This window comes from Klebsiella sp. KPN54798, assembly GCF_021184225.1.
GTDB classification, from domain to species: domain Bacteria; phylum Pseudomonadota; class Gammaproteobacteria; order Enterobacterales; family Enterobacteriaceae; genus Klebsiella; species Klebsiella pneumoniae.
Genome location: NZ_CP089234.1, coordinates 2,542,359 through 2,560,901, shown reverse-complemented (window position 1 = coordinate 2,560,901; position 18,543 = coordinate 2,542,359). Strand labels below are relative to the sequence as shown.

Genomic DNA, 18,543 nt, shown 5'->3' with positions numbered 1-18,543 from the left:
TTATCGCCGCGCCGGGACTGTGGTCATGATCAAGGAGTTAGTGCGATGCAATTTACCCATAAGAAAAACCGTTCCCTGTACATCCCCTACGCGGGTCCCGTTCTGCTTGAATTCCCCCTGCTCAACAAGGGAAGCGCCTTCAGTATGGAAGAGCGCAGCAATTTCAACCTGCTCGGCCTGCTGCCGGAAGTGGTTGAAACTATCGAAGAGCAAGCGGAACGCGCCTGGATCCAGTATCAGGGATTCAAAACTGAAATCGACAAACATATTTATCTGCGTAACATCCAGGACACCAACGAAACCCTGTTTTATCGCCTGATCGGCAACCACCTTGAAGAGATGATGCCGGTTATCTATACCCCGACGGTAGGCGCGGCCTGCGAACGGTTCTCCGAGATCTATCGTCGCGCCCGCGGCGTCTTTATCTCCTACCAGAATCGCCATAACCTTGACGACATCCTGCAAAACGTCCCGAACCACAACGTGAAAGTGATTGTGGTCACCGATGGCGAGCGCATTCTCGGCCTCGGCGACCAGGGGATCGGCGGAATGGGGATCCCGATCGGTAAACTGTCGCTGTATACCACCTGCGGCGGCATCAGCCCGGCTTACACCCTGCCTATCGTGCTGGACGTCGGAACAAACAATCAGCAGCTGCTCGACGATCCGCTGTATATGGGCTGGCGCCATCCACGCATTACCGACGACGAGTACTATCAGTTCGTTGACGACGTGATCCAGGCGATTAAGGCCCGTTGGCCGGACGTGCTGCTGCAGTTTGAAGATTTTGCGCAAAAGAACGCCATGCCGCTGCTCAACCGCTACCGCAATGAAATCTGCTCGTTTAACGACGATATTCAGGGCACCGCGGCGGTGACCGTCGGGACGCTGATCGCCGCCAGCCGCGGCGCCGGTAGCCAGCTGAGCGAGCAAAAAATCGTCTTTCTCGGCGCGGGTTCGGCCGGCTGCGGTATCGCTGAACAGATTATCGCCCAGATCGTCCGCGAAGGACTCAGTGAAGAAGAGGCCCGCCAGCGCGTGTTTATGGTTGACCGCTTCGGCCTGTTAACCGATGGCATGCCTAATCTGCTACCGTTCCAGAACAAGCTGGTGCAAAAGCGTGAGCAGCTGCAGAGCTGGGATACCACCAGCGAGGCGCTGTCCCTGCTGGACGTAGTGCGCAACGTGAAGCCGAACATCCTGATCGGCGTCTCGGGTCAGCCGGGACTGTTCACGGAAGAGATTATCCGCGAGATGCACAAGCACTGCCCGCGGCCGATCGTGATGCCGCTCTCCAACCCAACCTCACGGGTGGAAGCGACGCCGCAGAATATCCTGAGCTGGACCGACGGCGAGGCGCTGGTCGCCACCGGCAGTCCATTCTCCCCGGTTACCGTGAAAGGCAAGCAGTATCCCATCGCCCAGTGCAATAACTCCTATATCTTCCCGGGTATTGGACTGGGGGTGATCGCCTCTGGCGCGTCGCGGGTCACCGACGAGATGCTGATGGCTGCCAGCGAAACCCTGGCGCAGCACTCGCCGCTGGTCAACAACGGCGAAGGTCCGGTGCTGCCGGAGCTGAAGGATATCCAGACCGTCTCACGGGCAATTGCCTTCGCGGTGGGTAAGGTGGCCCAGGAGCAAGGCGTGGCGGTGAAAACCTCCGCCGAAGCGCTGCTGCAAGCGATCAGCGATAATTTCTGGTTACCGGAATATCGCAATTATCGCCGCACCTCGATTTAATCACTGTCACCGGGTCGAAATAGCGGCCCGGTTATTAATAACGTCAGAATAATACCTCCCGCCACAGAAACGTTTTTTCCGCCTATATACATTCATCGTAAAAATATAAAACGGATAGCATTTGCCGCGCGCCCTCCGCTGTGCAAAATAGTTGTTTCTCACCCCCTCACAACGGAATGTGAAATGCTAAAATTAACCCCTGGCGCGAATAAAGCGAATGCGATTCTGATCCGTATTGTCTTGTTTCTTATCGGCGGTATCGCCATCATCACCGGAATGTGCCTCTTCAGCGGTGATATGTGGATGCTCACCCCGCGGGCGGAACAGTATCAGCCCGCCACCGGCGATCTGGTGGATGTCGTCATCTATGAACCGAGTAAATTTTTCTTCGCTCTGCTCTACGTGTTTATTATTACCCTGGTCTGGCTGTTGGCGGTACGTAAAATCCCCTGGCGGCCGATACAGCATCCTATATTACCGCTGATGGTACTGATTGCCGCCGGGATATTTATTTTCCTCCACCCGGAGGTCACCCCGGGTCGGGATGCCAGTATTCAGTACGGTAAACACAACATTTCTTACACTGCCATTTTCTGGAGCAAAACGAATTCAGATCGACATGTCACTCAACCCTCTAAATATGAAATTTTTGTTGAAGCGAAAGATCCCCGCTGGCTTATCGACAGAAACAATCTTGGCCGCGCCTGGCGCTGTGAAGTCAAGCGGCATACCCAGTTTTACACCCTGTCATTCAATGAGGGCTGGTTTCCGGACGGCGATCCGCAGGTCATGGCCCGCCAGTGTACTCAGGTAAGCGATCTGAATGCGCTCAGTGAAACGGCAATCATGATTGCCCGCCCGATCGCCACCGTCCCTGTGGAGGCACCGTAAATGAGCCAGCAAAAAAATGGTTCTGCAACCATGTTCTGGCAAACACATAAGCCCTCTGCGCCAACCCGGCATCGTAGACAAAGGCGGCGCAGGTGACAGCTGGCGGGTCCCCCTGCCAGTTTTGTCACTGGCGCGCTTTCCCTTTCCCCACTACACTGCCATCACCCATCCACTTACTGAATAAAAAAGGAGGCCCCCCATGCTGTATTGTGAAATGTTTATTGTTTCACATGCCTTAGGCAATTGCGCCAGCTCAAGCGTTATCGGTATCGTGCTGCGATAACTATGGCTTGAGCGAAGACTCTTCACGCAATCCCTTCTCTCCGGCTTACCGGGTTATCGTCAGCGAGTTTTGACGAGGCATTTGCATGCCTGTAACTCTTGAGTAAGTTGACTATGAGTACATTACTAACTGCCCATGCGCTCCACGTGGAGACGGCTTTTGGGCCGCTGTTTAACTCCCTCTCCTTCACCCTGAAGAAAGGTGACCGGATCGGTCTCATCGGCCATAACGGTTGCGGCAAAAGCACCCTGCTGCAGGTGCTGGACGGCACCCTCGCGCCCACCTCGGGCAGCGTCTCGCTCGCCGGTCAGTGTCTGATGGCCCGCGTTGAACAGCATCTGCCGGAGGCGCTGCATACGCAGTCGCTGCTGCAGGCGGTGCTGGCCCCATTACCCGCCGACGCGCGGGAAGCACAGCGCTGGCTGGCCGAGCGCCTGCTGGCGCAGATGGGCTTTACCCCGGCGGTGATGGAGCAGCAGACCGCCACCCTGAGCGGCGGCCAGCACACGCGTCTGCTGCTGGCCCGGGCGCTGATCCGCCAGCCTGATCTGCTCTTGTTGGATGAGCCGGGCAACCATCTCGATCTGCCCACCCTGCTGTGGCTGGAAAGCTTCCTGCAAACCTGGCAGGGGAGTTTCGTACTGGTGTCACACGACAACACCTTACTGGATGCTGTAACTAATGCGAGTTGGATCCTCCGTGACCAGACGCTACATTGCTTCGCCTTACCCTGCAGCGCTGCCCGTCAGGCACTGCAGGAGCAGGATGAAAGCGCCGCGTTACGTCATAAGGCGGAGCAAAAAGAGATCGACCGGGTCAGCGCCAGCGCCCGGCGGCTGGCCACCTGGGGTCGGGTCTATGACAATGAAGATCTCGCCCGCAAAGCCAAACAGATGGAGAAGCAGGTCGCCCGCCTGAAAGACGAGCAGACCGAGCTCAGCGTCGGCCCGCCGTGGCGCCTGGTGTTACAGGGGGACGCCCTGCCGGCCGACCGCCTTTTGGAGATGGACACCCTTCCCGTCTCGCCCGCGCCGGGTCAGCCATCCCTCTTCACCACCGGCGTGGCGCGCCTGCGCAGCGGCGATCGCGTGGCCATCATGGGACGTAATGGCGGCGGCAAATCGTCCCTGCTGCGCCTGCTGTGGCAGCAGATGAACAACGCATCGCCTCTCCCGGGGCTGCGCCTGCATCCCCGGTTGCACCCCGGCTACTATGACCAGACGCTGGCGCAGTTGCCGGACGAGGCCAGCCTGCTCGAGGCCCTGACGCCGTTTGCCCCGTCGGCGGACACCCGTAAACGGGCGCTGATCGCCGCCGGGTTTGGCTGGGCGAGACATAGCCAGAAGGTCAGCACCCTCAGCGGCGGCGAGCGATCGCGGCTGCTGTTCGTTGGCCTGTCGCTGGCGCGCTACAGTCTGCTGCTGCTGGATGAACCCACCAACCATCTTGATATGGAGGGTAAAGCGGCGCTGGCGCAGACGCTGCGCGATTACCCCGGCGGCGTGCTGCTGGTCAGTCATGACCGCCAGCTGATTAGCGAAAGCTGTAACCGCTTCTGGCTGATTGACAGCGCCGGGCTAACGGAGTGGCACAGCCTGGAGGAGGTCTATGCCCGTCTGCAGGCCGTGGCGCCCGCCCCGGACAGTCGGCTCGCTTTGCAGAGTACACCCGCCGGGGCTGACGATGATGAGGAGGCGCTGCTGGCGCGGCTGATTGACCTGGAGCAGTGGCTGGCTGACGACATGGCCCGCAAGCCAAAACATCAAAAGCCGTCACTGCAGGCACAGTGGCAAGAGGAGATTGCCCGCCTGCTTAACCAACTGACGTAATCTCCATGTCCCCCCACCGGCTAAGGCGCCACGCCCTTAGCCGGTGTTTCCGGACCGGGTAAACTGCTGCTCGGTCATTACCTTTCCCCACTGCTCCCCCTGCCATTCGCGGATTAACGTGAAGCCAAAGGATTCATACAGTTTGCGGGCCGCATCCAGCCCTTTAAAGGTCCGCAGCTGCACCGCGCTAAACTGGCGACTATCGCAGAAAGCCATCGCCTCGCTGAGGAGCCGCCTGCCAATGCCGGTTCCCCGGCAGCTGTCATCGAGAATGAACCAGCGCAAATGCGCCTCCTGCTGGCCGAGGTCCTCGCCATCGATAGCCAGCGAGCCGACGATTTTCCCTTCGCGGATCGCCAGCCAGATCTGGTTGGCCGGGGAGGAGAGCCGGGTGGCAAATTCCGCTACGCCGCTGGCGACCTTGCCTTCAAAAAAAGCGCCAAAGTCATGATGACGGGCGTAATACTCCCCGTGCATCTGGGCTATCCGGCCGATCATCCCTGGCTGGTAGCCGGTCATCAGCGAAATTTGCGGAGCCGTATCCGCGAGCGCGCTATCCCGACACTGCGCCAGCGCCCGGGCATAGGCCGCCAGTCCAGTGGCGACAGTTTGCTGCTGCGTCTCATCCAGATGGTCTAACGCCTCCACCACCTGACGGGTCCCCCAGGCGTTAATTTTCGCCACCGTATCGTGCCCCTTTGCCGTCAGGGCGAGTGATTTAGCGCGCGCATCCTCCGCGCAAGGACGCTCCTCCAGCTCACCAGCCGCCAGCAGACGAGAGACCATCCGGCTGACGCTTGATTTTTCCAGTCCCAGCAACGTGACCAGCTGCGCGGCCGTCATCTCCCCCTCATCGATACCTCAAGCAGGGTGTGCACCGCCGAAGGTGAATAATGGGTGGCGGCCAGCGTGGTGCTCATAAAGCCCAGCTCGCGCACCATTAACCGCGAGGCGGTACGAATCTGTTGGATTAAGGGGTATCAGGCATAGCGGCGGGTCCAGAAAATGAAATGGTTGTATAATACAACCATCTCCTTCATCCTGCGTCAAGATGCAATATGGTGGGATAAGCGTTGTCGTGTGACGTGTGACGTGTGACGTGTGACGTGTGATTTTGCCGCCACAGGGATCGTGAAAGCGAATGCCGCGGGCGGCGGACAGCGCCCGCGATGAATATTATTGCGGGTTCTTCGCCTTCCAGGCCTCCCAGGCCGATTTGATCTCCTGCTTCGCGGCCGCGGCGTCATTAAAGCCGGCCAGCTCGACCTTTTTACGCCCCTCCGGCAGTTCTTTATAGACCCGGAAGAAGGCCTCCAGCCGCTGCTGTTCTATTTTCGGCAGATCGGAGATGGTCTTGATGTCGTCGTAGGTCGGGTCAATTTTACTGGCCGGTACGGCGATGATTTTGTCGTCTTTCTCACCGCCGTCTACCATCTTCAGCACACCAATTGCCCGCAGCTTAATCAGCGTGCCCGGGGCCATCGGCGCGCGGGTATAAAACACCACGTCCAGCGGGTCGCCATCCCCGGCCAGCGACTGGGTCAGCGAGCCGTAGTTCGCCGGGTAGGCCACCGGCATCGACTGAAAGCGGTCGGCGACGATAAACCCCGTTTTAGCATCGGTTTCGTACTTAACGATCCCGCCCGTCGGGATCTCAGTGACGGCGTAAAATTCTTCCGGGTTGTTTTCCGGCTGGGGAAATTCCAGCACATTGTGGGCCTGGGCGGCGGCGGACAAAAGCAGACCGGCGGTGAGGATGGTTTTTACCAGATGCATTGTTGTATCACTCTGTTGTTATAAGAAATTGATGCGCAAAACAATAGATTCGAGTGATGACAAAAACATGACCATTCAGCGTCAATATTATTACCTACCAAATATAGCGATATTGTCTGAATTTTGTGCTATCTCTGTAGCAAAAAGCCACATTCTGTACTAAGCGCCTTGTATTTTACCGCTCAGCGTCTAATCCTTATTGGGTACTATTGCATTAATTAAGTTAATCAATTCCCCCACAAGGAGACAGGCATGAAGGCAGCTGTTGTTACCCACGACCATCAGGTTAACGTCACGGAAAAAACGCTGCGCCCGCTGGAATACGGCGAAGCGCTGTTGAAAATGGAATGCTGCGGCGTGTGTCATACTGACCTGCACGTGAAAAACGGCGATTTTGGCGATAAAACCGGCGTCATTCTCGGCCATGAAGGGATCGGGGTGGTACAAAAAGTCGGCCCGGGCGTCACCTCCCTGAAGCCGGGCGACCGCGCCAGCGTGGCGTGGTTCTTCGAAGGCTGCGGCCACTGCGATTACTGTAACAGCGGCAACGAGACGCTCTGCCGCTCGGTGAAAAACGCCGGCTATACCGTCGATGGCGGCATGGCGGAAGAGTGCATCGTCACCGCCAACTACGCGGTAAAAGTTCCGGACGGCCTCGACTCCGCCGCCGCCAGCAGCATCACCTGCGCGGGCGTCACCACCTACAAAGCGGTCAAGGTCTCCCACATCAAACCGGGCCAGTGGATCGCCATCTACGGCCTCGGCGGGCTGGGTAACCTCGCGCTGCAGTATGCGAAGAATGTGTTTAACGCCAAAGTGATCGCTATCGACGTCAACGACGGACAGCTGGAGCTGGCGGCCTCGATGGGCGCCGACCTGACCATCAACTCCCGCAATGAAGATGCGGCGAAAGTGATTCAGGAAAAAACCGGCGGCGCCCACGCTGCGGTAGTAACCGCGGTGGCTAAAGCGGCCTTTAACTCGGCGGTGGATGCCGTTCGCGCCGGTGGCCGCGTGGTCGCGGTGGGCCTGCCGCCGGAGGCGATGAGCCTCGATATTCCGCGTCTGGTGCTGGACGGCATCGAAGTGGTCGGTTCGCTGGTCGGCACCCGTCAGGATCTGGTGGAAGCCTTCCAGTTTGCCGCCGAAGGCAAAGTGGTGCCGAAAGTCACCCTGCGTCCGCTGGAAGATATCAACGCTATCTTCAAAGAGATGGAGCAAGGTCAGATCCGTGGCCGTATGGTTATCGATCTGCGTAGCTAATCACCCGCGCCTCTCCCGTCCGGGAGAGGCGATCCCCCTGGCACGTCCTCTCGCTTCCCAACCCGGGAAGTAAATGCAATTTCCGCAAATGCTTAGCGCAATTCCTTGGTTCCTTTGTTTTTAGCCGCGCCCGATGATGGCAACACAATAGATAACAAAGGAATTCACCATGCATCGTCATTTTCGCCTGCCCGCGCTGGCCGCGCTGTTTCTCACCGGCGCCTTTTCCGTCTGGGCCGCCGACACGCCGGTTAAAGGCGGCACATTAATTTATCTGGAGCAGCAACCGCACACCAATCTCTATCCGCCCGCCGGCGGCTTTTACCCGAATGGCGGGATTCTCAATCAGATAACCGACAAGCTCACCTGGCAGAACCCGAAAACGCTGGAGATTGAGCCGTGGATCGCCGAGAGCTGGACCAGCAATGCCGATAAAACCGAGTACACCTTCCACCTGCGCAAAGGGGTCACTTTCTCAGATGGCACACCGCTGGACGCCGCCGCCGTCGCCAAAAACTTCGATACCTATGGTCTGGGAGATAAAGCCCATCGTCTGCCCGTCTCGGAGGTCATCAATAACTACCAGCGCAGCGAAGTGATCGACCCGCTGACGGTAAAATTCTACTTCAACAAGCCGTCGCCGGGCTTCCTGCAGGGAACCGCCACCATCGGCTCCGGTCTGGTATCTCTCAGCACCCTGCAGCGTAATTTTGAAGAGCTGGGCGATGCCCGACATATTATCGGCTCCGGCCCCTTCGTCGTGCAGGATGAAAAACCAGGCCGCGAGCTGACGCTGGTGGCGCGCAAGGATTACCAGTGGGGGCAGAAAAACATTGCCCAGCAGGGGCCCGCTAACCTCGACGGCATCACCTATATTGTGACGCCGGAAGACAGCGTGCGTATCGGCGCGCTGCTGGCAGGTCAGGCGGGCTTTATTCGCCAGGTGCAGGCCTACGATGAAAAGCAGGCTACCGATCAGGGATTTAAGATCTACGCTGCCCCTACCCGCGGGGTCAACGACAGTCTGAGCTTCCGCCCGGATAACCCACTGGTCGCCGACCTGCGGGTGCGTCAGGCCCTGCTCCATGCCACCAACGCCAGGCAGGTGGTGGAGACGCTATTCTCCGCTAACTACCCGCAAGCCACCTCCGTGCTGGCCAGCTCTGCCGCCGGCTATGTCAATCTCAGCGATAAACTCACCTTCGACCAGGCCAAAGCCCGGCAGTTGCTGGATGACGCCGGCTGGAAGCCCGCCGCCGACGGTATTCGCAGCAAAGACGGTCAGCGGCTGGCGCTGACCGTCTATGAGTCGCTGCCGCAGCCGCAGAATAAGGAAGTGCTGCAGCTGATCGCCCAGCAGTGGCGCCAGGTGGGTGTGGTGTTGACGGTCAAAGCCGGGGATGCCGGTAGCCGTACGCTGGATAACCTCGACCCGCAGAAAACCCCGCTCACCGTCTCAGAAGTGGGGCGCGCCGACCCGGATGTGGTGAAAAGTATGTTCTTCCCCAACAACCGCGATGCGCTGCTGCAGAAAGGCGGCTCCAGCGATAAAGTGCAGCGCTTCCGCGATGATAAGCTCAATGACCTGCTGACCGGCATCTCCGCGGCGGTTGAGCCGCAGCAGCGCTTGCAGTTAACCGGTGACGCCCAGCGCTATCTGATCGATAACGCCTATGTGATCCCTATTTTCGAAGAGCCGCAGGTGTTCGCCGGCGCGCCGTGGGTCAAAGGCGTCAGCTTCGAGGCCGTCGGTCGTCCGTCGTTCTACGGCGCGTGGCTGGACAAGCACTAAGAGGCCGGTTATGAGCGCTTATCTTCTGCGACGATTCGGCCAGGGGCTGCTGGTCCTGTGGGCGGCCTTTACCCTCACCTTTTTCCTGCTGCAGGTCCTGCCGGGGGATGCGGTGCTGATCAAGTTTCAGAACCCGGACCTCGGCCTGAGCCCGGCGCAAATTGCGGAGATGCGGCTGGCCTACGGCGCCGATAGCCCGCTGTGGCGCCAGTACCTGCACACGCTGCTGGCGATGCTGCACGGCGACTTCGGCTATTCCCTGCAGGCGGGTCTGGCGGTCAGCAGTCTGATTGCCAGCAACCTGCCGGATACCTTAAGCCTCGCGCTGCCGGCCTTCCTGCTGGCGGTGGCGCTGGCGTTCGCCCTCGCTTTCGCCTCGCGGCTGCCGGGGCTGCGCTGGCTGAGCAATTTTCTGCAGTCGCTACCGGTGCTGTTTATCTCTCTACCTACCTTTTGGTTGGGTATCGCCCTGATCCAGCTCTTCTCGTTTCAGTTGCGCTGGATCCCGGTAATCAACCCCGGCCCACTGGAAGGACTGATTTTACCGGTTATCGCCGTCGCACTGCCCATTTCCGCCCCACTGGCGCAGATCCTGATGCGCAGCATGGATCAGGTGGCGGTTCAGCCCTTCGTCGCGGTCGCCCGCGCCAAGGGCATGAGCGAAACGGGCGTCCTCTGGCGCCATGTGATGGGGAATGCCCTGCTGCCGGCGCTGAATATTGCCGGGCTGCTGCTCGGCGAACTGATTGCCGGGGCGCTGATCACCGAGACCGTCTTCGGCCGCAGCGGCCTCGGCCAGCTGACCCAGCAGGCGGTCAATAACCAGGATATCGCCGTACTACAGGCGGTGGTGATGATCTCCGCCCTCGGTTTCGTCCTGATCAACCTGCTGGTCGACCTGGTCATGCCGCGACTGGACCCCCGACTCCATTTACAGACCGGAGGTGCGAAATGAGCCTGGTCGACTATACCATCGCGGTTCGCCGCCGCCCGGAGTGGCGTAGAGTGCGCCTGCAGCCTGGCCTGTGGCTGGCGTGGGCGGTGATGATCGCCGCCCTGTTAATGGCCATTGCCCCACAGTGGTTTACCTCCTCTAACCCGCTGGAGGGGATCCCCGGCGCTCAGCGCCTGGCGCCGCAGGCGCACTACTGGCTGGGTACCGACCAGCTGGGGCGCGACCTGTGGACGCGGGTGGTTTACGGCGCGGTGCATTCCCTGTCGGCGGCGCTGATCGCCGTCGCCATCGGCCTGGTGGTGGGTACCACCCTTGGCACCCTCGCCGGGGCGCTGGCCGGACGCGTGGAATCCACCATCATGCGCCTGGTCGATGTCCTGCTGGCCATCCCCTCCCTGCTGCTGCAGCTCACGGTGATTATTCTGCTGGGTTTCGGCACGGTAAATGCGGCGGTGGCGGTTGGCGTCGCGGCTATCGCCAGCTTCGCGCGCCTGGCGCGAGCAGAAGTGGTGCGCGTGCGCCACAGCGATTACGTCGAGGCGGCCCGGGGCAGCGGCGGCACTTTTTTCGCCGTCTTCTGGCGCCATATTCTGCCCAACTCGCTCACTGCGGTGCTTGCTTTCGCGACGCTGCAGTTCGGTCAGGCGATGTTGGCCCTGGCCACCCTCAGCTTCCTCGGCTACGGCACTCCGCCGCCGGTCCCGGAGTGGGGACTACTGATCGCCGAAGGTCGCAATTACCTGTCAACCGCCTGGTGGCTGACCACCTTCCCCGGCCTCGCCGTGGTCGCCGTGGTCCTTGCCGCCAATCGTCTTAGCCGCCAGTGGAGTGGAGCACGCCCATGACCGTTTTGTCCGTTGAAGATCTGCGCATCAGCTACCGCTCGCGGGGCGAATGGCGCGAGGTGGTGCACAACATCAGCTTTTCCATCCAGCGCGGCGAAATGCTGGCCTTCGTCGGAGAATCCGGCTCGGGGAAAACCACCACCGCGCAGGCCATTATCGGCCTGCTGGCGGATAATGCCCGCCGGGATGCCGGGCGGATTGTCCTCAATGGCGCAGTGATTAGCGACTGGTCGGATAAACGCCTGAACCGCCTGCGCGGAGTGAGCATCAGCCTGGTCCCGCAGGATCCCGGTAATTCGCTCAACCCGGTAAAAACCATTGGTCAGCAGGTGGAAGAGATCCTGCGGCTGCATCAGTCTCTCTCCGCCGCTGAGCGCCGACAGCAGGTTCTTAGCCTGCTCGCTAAAGTCGGTCTCAGCCACCCGGAACAGCGTTTTGACCAGTATCCGCATCAGCTGTCTGGCGGGATGAAACAGCGGGTGCTGATAGCCATCGCCATTGCCCTGCAGCCGGATCTGATTATTGCCGACGAGCCCACCAGCGCCCTCGACGTCACGGTGCAGAAGCGCATTCTCGACCTGCTCGATATCCTGCGTCGCGAGTCGGGTACCGCCGTGCTGTTTGTCACCCACGATCTGGCGCTGGCCGCCGAACGCGCCGACCGGATCATGGTGTTTCGCCAGGGAGAGATTCAGGAACAAGGCGCCACCGAGACGATTGTCCAGCGTCCGCAGCATCCTTACACCCGCCAGCTGCTCCACGACCTGCAGGATGCGCCGTTGAGGCTAACGGCGGCGCGTCACCGGCCGCTGGCCACGCCGGCCATTCGCGTGGAGGGGATCAGCAAACGCTTCTCGCTGGGCAAACAGGCGCTGCAGGCGCTCGACAGCGTCAGCTTTGAGGTCAGACGCGGCAGCACCCATGCGCTGGTGGGCGAATCCGGATCCGGGAAAACCACCCTGGCGCGGATCCTGCTGGGCTTTGAGCGCGCCGACGCCGGACAGGTCACCATCGACGGTATTGACGCCGGGCATCTCAGCCGCGAGGCACAGCGTCAGCTGCGGCGCAAGATCCAGTTTGTCTACCAGAACCCCTTCGCTTCGCTCGACCCGCGCCAGACGCTGTTTGCGATTATCGAAGAGCCGTTAAAAAACTTTGAGCGCCTCAGCGCGGCGACGCGTCGCCAGCGTGTGGAGAGCGTTGCCGCCCGGGTGGCCCTGGCCCCCGAGCTGCTATCGCGTACGCCGCGGGAGCTTTCCGGCGGCCAGCGCCAGCGGGTGGCGATTGCCCGGGCGCTGATCCTCGAGCCGGCGATACTGGTCCTTGACGAAGCGACTTCGGCGCTCGACGTCACCGTGCAGGCGCAGATCCTCGCCCTGCTGCAGCAGCTACAGCAGCAGCTGGGTCTGAGCTACCTGTTCATTACCCACGATCTGGCGACGGTCAGGCGGATCGCCGACAGCGTCACGGTTCTGCGCGCCGGCCAGGTGGTGGAGCATGGCGACGTAAACCGCCTGTTCGCCGCCCCGCAGCAGGCCTACACCCGCGAACTGATCGCCGCCATTCCCCAGGTTTCCCCCCGCTTAGCACAGGCCCACACGGAGAACGCATAATGCCTAAACGCCTCGGTTTTTTTACCCGTCTGCTCGATCAGGGCTCCGCGCAAACGCGCTACCGGCTGGCGGCCGAACAGATCCGCCACGCGGAGCGTTTGGGCTTCGACAGCGCATGGATTGCCCAGCACCATTTTCATGAACAGGAAGGCGGCCTGCCTTCACCGCTGGTGTTTCTCGCCCACGTCGCGGCGCAGACCGACCGGATCCGCCTCGGTACAGCGATTATCACCTTGCCGATGGAAAATCCGCTGCGCGTCGCCGAAGACGCAGCGGTACTGGATTTACTCACCGACGGACGTCTGGAGGTGGGGTTTGGCTCCGGCGGCACGCCAACCTCGTTTCTGCCCTTCGGCCTGACCAGCGAGCAGCGCGGGGCGGCGTTTGCCGACCATCTGCACCTGATCCATAGCGCCTGGCGCGGCGACACGCTGAGCCACCCGGACAACCGTCTCTATCCGCCGGCGCCGCAGTTGGCGGAGCGTATCTGGATCGCCACCTTCTCTGCGGAGGGCGCCATCCGCGCCGGTCAGGCGGGACACGGGCTGATGCTGTCCCGCACCCAGCCACGGCCACCCGGCGAGCCACGTCTGCCGCTGGACGCCATTCAGAACCCGATCATTGACGCCTACCTGGCGGCGCTGCCGGACGGCGTTGCGCCGCGGATCCTCGCCTCGCGCACCGCCTTCGTCGCCGACAGTCACGCCCACGCCCTGCAGGTCGCCGAGCCCGGTCTGCGCAAGCAGGCAACTCAGCACCGGGCGGCGGGTCATACGATAGAAGGTGACAGTGTCACCGACTATCTGCAACAGCTGGATGCCCACGTTGGCGATCCTGAGCATGTTATTGCCTCCCTGGCGCAGGACAGCGTGCTGGCCCGCGCCACCGATATTTCGTTTCAGGTGCACTCGGTCGAGCCTTCGCACCGGGATACGCTGCGTTCCATTGAGCTGATTGCTCAGCATATTGCCCCCCACATCAGATAAGGAGTCCCCATGACGCTGAGTCAGGATATTCTGGCCGAACTGGCGGAGATCGCCCCCGGTTCCCCGCTCGATCAGGCGCGCGCCGTCCGCGATGCCGCCACCCGTCACGCCCAGGGAAGTTATGAAGTGCTGTTCCGCCAGCAGGACGCTGACTTTCCTCTTGATGAACGCTTCGCGGTGGCCGCGAAGGTGGCGAAACTGCACCAGGCGGACGCGCTGGCGGCGCACTATGCCGGTTTCGGCCTCGCCGATCCGACCACCGATCGTCTGGTCCCGGCGCTGGCCTTTGCCCGCCTGCTCACCTTCACCCCCGTTGAAGCCACTCCCGGCGCGCTGCACACCTTAACCAGCGCGGGCTGGAGCCTGCGGGGCATCGTCACCCTGGCGCAGCTGGTAGCCTTTGTCAGCTTCCAGAGCCGACTGCTGTTGGGCCTGCGGGCGCTCAACCATAAGCCCATCGTCAGCGCAGATACGCCGCTGGTCGCCGGATACTGGCATACCACCCCGTACGCGCAGAGCGGCAAAGCGGCCCCGGTTCGCTTCACCCGCGACGAGTTGCACTGGGAACCCTGGCTGGCCGATAAACCGCTGGCGGAATTCAACGCTGAAGAACAGGCGATTCTGGCCAAATATGGCCATAGCGACTCCCCCTACTTTCGCCTGCTGGCGCGCAACCAGCCGGTGCTGGAGCAGCGGACCCTGACCGATAGGGGCATTTTCTATACCGCGGGAGGATTGCCGCGCGCCGAACGCGAGCTGGCCGCCACGGTCGCCAGTAAAATCAACGGCTGTATTTACTGCGCCTCGGTGCATGCCCGCAAAGCGGCGCAGCTGGCGAAGGACGAGACCGCCGTCGACACGCTGCTGGCGGTGACGCCGGGAGAGGATCTGCGCGACGGGCAATCGCCGCGCTGGCAGGCGGAAATCGACGCCGCCGCCGCGCTATCGGTGACGCCACCCGCATTAAACGCCGATCATCTGGCGGCGCTTGATGAGCAGGGCTTAGATACTCTGGCCCAGCTGGATCTGCTGCAGTCCGCGGCCTTTTTCGCCTGGGCCAACCGCCTGATGCTGACCCTGGGCGAACCCTGGCGTGAGTAGGCGTCGTTAGTAAGCTTGTCGCCGCTGATGACAGCCATAGATGAGCAAGGCGCTCATCGCCAGAAACGACAGCGCGGCGGCGGGGAGCGCCACGCTGTTCCAGCCAAAGCCCTGGGCGATCATCATTCCGCCGCAGAAGGCGCCGATGGCGCTGCCGAGGTTAAAGGCGATCTGTCCCCCGGCCGCCCCCAGCATCTCGCCGCCTTTGGCGTTCTGCAGCAGCAGGATCTGCAGCGGCGCTGACAGGGCGAATAGTCCCGCGCAGCAGAGAAACGCCAGCGCCAGCGAAGCGACTTTCTGTTCACCGAAGGCAAAGATCAGCAGCAGCGTCACGGCAATGACCCCGTCGGTCATGGCCGCAATGCGCAGCGGGCTGTAGCGCCCGGAAATTTTGCCGCTGAACAGATTGCCGACCACCATTCCCAGCCCCGCCAGCATCATAATCAGCATCATCTTGCTTTCAGCAAAGCCGGATACATTGAGCATAAAGGGCTTGATATAGCTGAACCAGGCAAACACGCCGGCGTTACCGAACATGGTGGCGGCGAAAATCAGCCACGGCGCCGGGGAGGCAAGAAAACGGAACTGCTCGCGCAGCCGCGTGCTGGCCCGGTCATAAAGCGTGGGCACCCAGCAGAAGATCGCCAGAAATACCGCCACGTTAAATACCGCGATAAGCGCAAAGGTATAGCGCCAGCTGAAGTGATGCCCAAGCCAGGTGCCGCCCGGGACGCCCACCAGGTTAGCGATCGTCATGCCGCCAATCATCCCCGCCACCGCGGCGGTCACCTTCCCCGGGGGCGCGATTTTCGACAGGATAATCGCGCCGACGCCAAAGAACGCCCCGTGGGGAAACCCGGAAACCAGCCGGCCAAGCGCCAGCATGGCGTAGCTACTGGAGAAGGTAAACAGGGTATTGCCGAGAATACACAGGCCAGCCAGGAACAGCATCACCGATTTCAGGGAAAACCGGCTGGAGAGCAGCGCCATGATCGGCGCGCCGATCACCACGCCGAAGGCATACCAGGCAATCATATTGCCGGCGGCGGGAATGGATATTCCGACATCGTGCGCCATATCCGGCAGCACGCCCATAATGCCAAACTCCGCCATGCCAAGTCCAAAGGTGCCCAGCGCCAGTGAAAAAATCGTTTTTTTCATACATCTTATAGGGGTATTGAGAGCCGGCCGGCATTATTTACCATCCCGCCCCGACACACCAGCTAAAAACGCCCGACGGCAGTTTCCTCCATACAACAGCCTGATTCGTTCATGTTCCCCAGCCGCGTGGCATACCGGCGGCGTGGTTTCGTAGAAACAATCCCCTATCAAAATCAGTGAGCTCAAAGAGATAAACACCTCATTGATCTCAAGTTAACTTGAGGTTGTAAAGTCAAAACATCGTTCACCTTGGGAGAATTATCCATGCAAAGTGTTGATGTCGGTTTTACTCATGTCGCCTTTACCGTCCGCTGTCTGGCCAGCAGCATCGATTTTTATACCCGCTATACCGCGATGACCGTCATTCACCAGCGCGAGCCCGACCTCCCCTCGGCGCGAAAAGTGGCATGGCTTAGCGACCGCACCCGGCCTTTCGCCCTGGTGCTGGTGCAAAGTGACGATCCGGCCGATACGCCGCTGGGACCGTTCGGCCATCTCGGCGTCGCCTGCGCCACCCAGGCCGAGATCGATGAGAAAGTGGCCCTCGCACGGCGGGAAGGTGTTTTACGCCGGGAGCCGGAGCAGCTGGGCGATCCGGTGGGCTATTTCGCTTTCTTTGCCGACCCGGACGGTAACACCCTGGAGCTGTCGTGGGGGCAGCGGGTGGGACTGGAAGTCATCCTGGCGGGAAAACCCGGCGAATAATTTTCCACCGCCTCGCCGGGGGAGGATTACACTTCAAAGGGATACCTCGGCAACACGGAGCATGGCGATGGGCAACAAGAAAAGCGGTAATCCGGTCGACACGGCGGCAAAAATCGCGCCGCTCGACAACAAAGCGTACGAGAAAGCGCTGCGCAAACTCCACGTTGAGCTGGTGAAACTGCAGCGCTGGGTAGTGCACAAAGGACTGAAAGTGTGCATTGTCTTTGAAGGCCGGGACGGCGCCGGGAAAGGTGGCACCATTAAGGCCATCACCGAGCGCGTCAGCCCGCGTATCTTTCGGGTCGTCGCCTTACCCTCGCCCACCGAGCGCGAAAAAAGCCAGCTTTACTTTCAGCGCTATATCAAGCATCTCCCGGCGGCCGGCGAAATCGTGATTTTCGATCGCTGCTGGTATAACCGCGCCGGCGTCGAACGGGTGATGGGCTTTTGTACGCCGGAGGAGGTGCAGAAGTTCCTCGACGGCGCGCCGATGGTGGAGCGCGGCATGGTCGAATCGGGCATTATTCTGCTCAAGTACTGGCTGGAGGTCTCTCCGCAGGAGCAGGAGCGCCGTCTGCGGGATCGCATCGACGACGGGCGTAAAATCTGGAAGCTCTCGCCGATGGACATTAAGTCTTTCAACCGCTGGGATGAATATACCGCTGCCCGCGACGCCATGTTCGCCGCCACCGATACCGCCTGGGCGCCGTGGTTCGTCGCCCGCTCGGAGGATAAAAAGCGCGTGCGTCTGAATATTATCACCCATCTGCTGTCGCAGATCCCGTATGAAGCTTTACCGGTGGAGCCTGTGACGCTGCCGAAGCGCAAAATTGGCAAAATGAAACAGACTAATTTTCCTTTCCGCTTCATTCCAGAGAAGTTTTGATTATTTCCCGTCGCGCTGGTTAATGCCAGCGCCAGGTTTATTACCATAACCATGAATATTTCAGGCTGTTACTTCCCTCTGGAAGCTGCTTCGCAAAATAAATATTAAACTTACTGCTGGTATTTATTTTTTAGTGGGTAAAGTAAATAATCACAGAACCAACCGCAAGGAGCCTATGATGAAAAGTAATACGCTACGTAAAAGACCCACTGACGTACCCGTCCAGAAGGCGTCAGAACAGCCAGGTAAGGATTTACGAGAAGCAGATAAACAGCGACAGCACAAGGAATTCATTGCCGCAATGAATGAATTTATTGCAAAAGGAGGCACTCTTACTGATGATGAATTTTTCAGGGTGCTATGATGCTTGAACAATTCAATGTTTATCGAAATTGTTCTGCTCAGGCAAATAAAACCCTGCCATATTATATGATCGTGCTGAATGATTATTATGCAGACCGGGCCACGAGAGTCATTATTCCTTTAATGCGACCACAACAGTTACCACGCTGGCATCAGCATGCCGTACCAAGGATAAATATAGAATTTGACAGCTTTTTACTTTGTACGCCAATGAGCAGTAACTTAAATAATAAACGGATCCCGCCACAGGATTTCGTCTGCAATCTGAGTCATGCGCGCCAGGGCGTTATCGATTCAATCGATACACTTATCACGAACTGCTGACTGCCGGGAACCCGCTCCGACATCTCC

The 18,543-nt window shown here is 60.0% G+C and carries 16 protein-coding genes and 1 pseudogene; 14 read left to right on the top strand and 3 right to left on the bottom strand.

The window, feature by feature from the left end:
* The first annotated feature begins 45 nt into the window (after positions 1-45).
* The 3 genes from LPQ25_RS12330 to LPQ25_RS12320 all read left to right on the top strand — a co-directional run bounded on the left by LPQ25_RS12330 (position 46) and on the right by LPQ25_RS12320 (position 4,746).
* Positions 46-1,743, top strand: a complete 1,698-nt coding sequence (locus tag LPQ25_RS12330; RefSeq protein WP_002906125.1) for an NAD-dependent malic enzyme — start codon at positions 46-48, stop codon at positions 1,741-1,743.
* Between the two features lie 183 nt (positions 1,744-1,926).
* Positions 1,927-2,634: a hypothetical protein gene (locus LPQ25_RS12325; RefSeq protein WP_004214036.1), complete on the top strand. Its 708-nt coding sequence runs from the start codon at positions 1,927-1,929 to the stop codon at positions 2,632-2,634.
* A 396-nt stretch (positions 2,635-3,030) separates the two neighbouring features.
* Positions 3,031-4,746 carry an ABC-F family ATP-binding cassette domain-containing protein gene (locus LPQ25_RS12320; protein ID WP_032411550.1) on the top strand — a complete coding sequence of 572 codons (1,716 nt, stop codon included), beginning with the start codon at positions 3,031-3,033 and terminating at the stop codon, positions 4,744-4,746.
* Between the two features lie 36 nt (positions 4,747-4,782).
* On the opposite strand, the pseudogene LPQ25_RS27410 reads toward LPQ25_RS12320, so the two are convergent.
* Together LPQ25_RS27410 and LPQ25_RS12300 are read right to left on the bottom strand one after the other, a co-directional pair.
* Positions 4,783-5,734, bottom strand: a pseudogene (locus LPQ25_RS27410) (bifunctional helix-turn-helix transcriptional regulator/GNAT family N-acetyltransferase).
* Between the two features lie 188 nt (positions 5,735-5,922).
* Positions 5,923-6,522 carry an inorganic diphosphatase gene (locus LPQ25_RS12300; RefSeq protein ID WP_009307786.1) on the bottom strand — a complete coding sequence of 200 codons (600 nt, stop codon included), beginning with the start codon at positions 6,520-6,522 and terminating at the stop codon, positions 5,923-5,925.
* Positions 6,523-6,774: 252 nt separating this feature from the next.
* Between LPQ25_RS12300 and adhP the strand changes: the two genes are divergently transcribed.
* The 7 genes from adhP (at position 6,775) to LPQ25_RS12265 (ending at position 15,077) form a co-directional block, all read left to right on the top strand.
* The gene (gene adhP / locus LPQ25_RS12295; RefSeq protein ID WP_002906221.1) at positions 6,775-7,785 is read left to right on the top strand and encodes an alcohol dehydrogenase AdhP; all 1,011 of its coding nucleotides are present in this window, start codon (positions 6,775-6,777) and stop codon (positions 7,783-7,785) included.
* A gap of 169 nt (positions 7,786-7,954) precedes the next feature.
* Positions 7,955-9,577 carry a TIGR04028 family ABC transporter substrate-binding protein gene (locus tag LPQ25_RS12290; protein ID WP_015874839.1) on the top strand — a complete coding sequence of 541 codons (1,623 nt, stop codon included), beginning with the start codon at positions 7,955-7,957 and terminating at the stop codon, positions 9,575-9,577.
* A gap of 10 nt (positions 9,578-9,587) precedes the next feature.
* Complete coding sequence (locus LPQ25_RS12285) at positions 9,588-10,532, top strand: ABC transporter permease (RefSeq protein ID WP_002906228.1); 945 nt, start codon at positions 9,588-9,590, stop codon at positions 10,530-10,532.
* Positions 10,529-11,377: an ABC transporter permease gene (locus LPQ25_RS12280; RefSeq protein ID WP_015874841.1), complete on the top strand. Its 849-nt coding sequence runs from the start codon at positions 10,529-10,531 to the stop codon at positions 11,375-11,377. The genes LPQ25_RS12285 and LPQ25_RS12280 overlap by 4 nt, the downstream gene beginning before the upstream one ends.
* Complete coding sequence (locus tag LPQ25_RS12275) at positions 11,374-12,990, top strand: dipeptide ABC transporter ATP-binding protein (RefSeq protein ID WP_077274444.1); 1,617 nt, start codon at positions 11,374-11,376, stop codon at positions 12,988-12,990. Before LPQ25_RS12280 ends, LPQ25_RS12275 begins: the two co-directional genes overlap by 4 nt.
* Positions 12,990-13,976, top strand: coding sequence for a putative FMN-dependent luciferase-like monooxygenase (locus LPQ25_RS12270; RefSeq protein WP_004176005.1), 987 nt, complete (start codon positions 12,990-12,992; stop codon positions 13,974-13,976). The genes LPQ25_RS12275 and LPQ25_RS12270 overlap by 1 nt, the downstream gene beginning before the upstream one ends.
* 9 nt (positions 13,977-13,985) lie before the next feature.
* Complete coding sequence (locus tag LPQ25_RS12265; RefSeq protein WP_015874843.1) at positions 13,986-15,077, top strand: alkylhydroperoxidase domain protein; 1,092 nt, start codon at positions 13,986-13,988, stop codon at positions 15,075-15,077.
* A gap of 6 nt (positions 15,078-15,083) precedes the next feature.
* Here LPQ25_RS12265 and araJ read toward each other — a convergent pair whose 3' ends face one another.
* Positions 15,084-16,238, bottom strand: coding sequence for an MFS transporter AraJ (araJ, locus tag LPQ25_RS12260; RefSeq protein WP_002906449.1), 1,155 nt, complete (start codon positions 16,236-16,238; stop codon positions 15,084-15,086).
* A 264-nt stretch (positions 16,239-16,502) separates the two neighbouring features.
* Here araJ and LPQ25_RS12255 point away from each other — a divergent pair, with 264 nt between their 5' ends.
* The 4 genes from LPQ25_RS12255 (at position 16,503) to LPQ25_RS12240 (ending at position 18,516) form a co-directional block, all read left to right on the top strand.
* Entirely contained in the window at positions 16,503-16,943 is a 441-nt protein-coding gene (locus LPQ25_RS12255; RefSeq protein WP_002906451.1) for a VOC family protein, read from the top strand.
* Positions 16,944-17,010: 67 nt separating this feature from the next.
* Positions 17,011-17,829, top strand: a complete 819-nt coding sequence (gene ppk2, locus LPQ25_RS12250) for a polyphosphate kinase 2 (RefSeq protein WP_041937784.1) — start codon at positions 17,011-17,013, stop codon at positions 17,827-17,829.
* 178 nt (positions 17,830-18,007) lie between these two features.
* On the top strand, positions 18,008-18,193 hold the full coding sequence (locus LPQ25_RS12245) for a hypothetical protein (protein ID WP_004175994.1): 186 nt from the start codon (positions 18,008-18,010) through the stop codon (positions 18,191-18,193).
* Entirely contained in the window at positions 18,190-18,516 is a 327-nt protein-coding gene (locus LPQ25_RS12240) for a CcdB family protein (RefSeq protein ID WP_071888827.1), read from the top strand. The genes LPQ25_RS12245 and LPQ25_RS12240 overlap by 4 nt, the downstream gene beginning before the upstream one ends.
* The last annotated feature ends 27 nt before the right edge of the window (positions 18,517-18,543 follow it).

What these genes read in the sequence shown, in the direction of transcription:
- adhP (WP_002906221.1), top strand. Translation starts at nt 6,775, where the DNA reads ATGAAGGCAGCTGTTGTTACCCACGACCATCAGGTTAACGTCACGGAA.
- LPQ25_RS12285 (WP_002906228.1), top strand. Translation starts at nt 9,588, where the DNA reads ATGAGCGCTTATCTTCTGCGACGATTCGGCCAGGGGCTGCTGGTCCTG.
- LPQ25_RS12275 (WP_077274444.1), top strand. Translation starts at nt 11,374, where the DNA reads ATGACCGTTTTGTCCGTTGAAGATCTGCGCATCAGCTACCGCTCGCGG.
- LPQ25_RS12240 (WP_071888827.1), top strand. Translation starts at nt 18,190, where the DNA reads ATGATGCTTGAACAATTCAATGTTTATCGAAATTGTTCTGCTCAGGCA.
- LPQ25_RS12330 (WP_002906125.1), top strand. Translation starts at nt 46, where the DNA reads ATGCAATTTACCCATAAGAAAAACCGTTCCCTGTACATCCCCTACGCG.
- LPQ25_RS12270 (WP_004176005.1), top strand. Translation starts at nt 12,990, where the DNA reads ATGCCTAAACGCCTCGGTTTTTTTACCCGTCTGCTCGATCAGGGCTCC.
- LPQ25_RS12290 (WP_015874839.1), top strand. Translation starts at nt 7,955, where the DNA reads ATGCATCGTCATTTTCGCCTGCCCGCGCTGGCCGCGCTGTTTCTCACC.
- LPQ25_RS12280 (WP_015874841.1), top strand. Translation starts at nt 10,529, where the DNA reads ATGAGCCTGGTCGACTATACCATCGCGGTTCGCCGCCGCCCGGAGTGG.
- ppk2 (WP_041937784.1), top strand. Translation starts at nt 17,011, where the DNA reads ATGGGCAACAAGAAAAGCGGTAATCCGGTCGACACGGCGGCAAAAATC.
- LPQ25_RS12325 (WP_004214036.1), top strand. Translation starts at nt 1,927, where the DNA reads ATGCTAAAATTAACCCCTGGCGCGAATAAAGCGAATGCGATTCTGATC.
- LPQ25_RS12255 (WP_002906451.1), top strand. Translation starts at nt 16,503, where the DNA reads ATGCAAAGTGTTGATGTCGGTTTTACTCATGTCGCCTTTACCGTCCGC.
- LPQ25_RS12300 (WP_009307786.1), bottom strand. Translation starts at nt 6,522, where the DNA reads ATGCATCTGGTAAAAACCATCCTCACCGCCGGTCTGCTTTTGTCCGCC.
- LPQ25_RS12265 (WP_015874843.1), top strand. Translation starts at nt 13,986, where the DNA reads ATGACGCTGAGTCAGGATATTCTGGCCGAACTGGCGGAGATCGCCCCC.
- LPQ25_RS12245 (WP_004175994.1), top strand. Translation starts at nt 18,008, where the DNA reads ATGAAAAGTAATACGCTACGTAAAAGACCCACTGACGTACCCGTCCAG.
- araJ (WP_002906449.1), bottom strand. Translation starts at nt 16,238, where the DNA reads ATGAAAAAAACGATTTTTTCACTGGCGCTGGGCACCTTTGGACTTGGC.
- LPQ25_RS12320 (WP_032411550.1), top strand. Translation starts at nt 3,031, where the DNA reads ATGAGTACATTACTAACTGCCCATGCGCTCCACGTGGAGACGGCTTTT.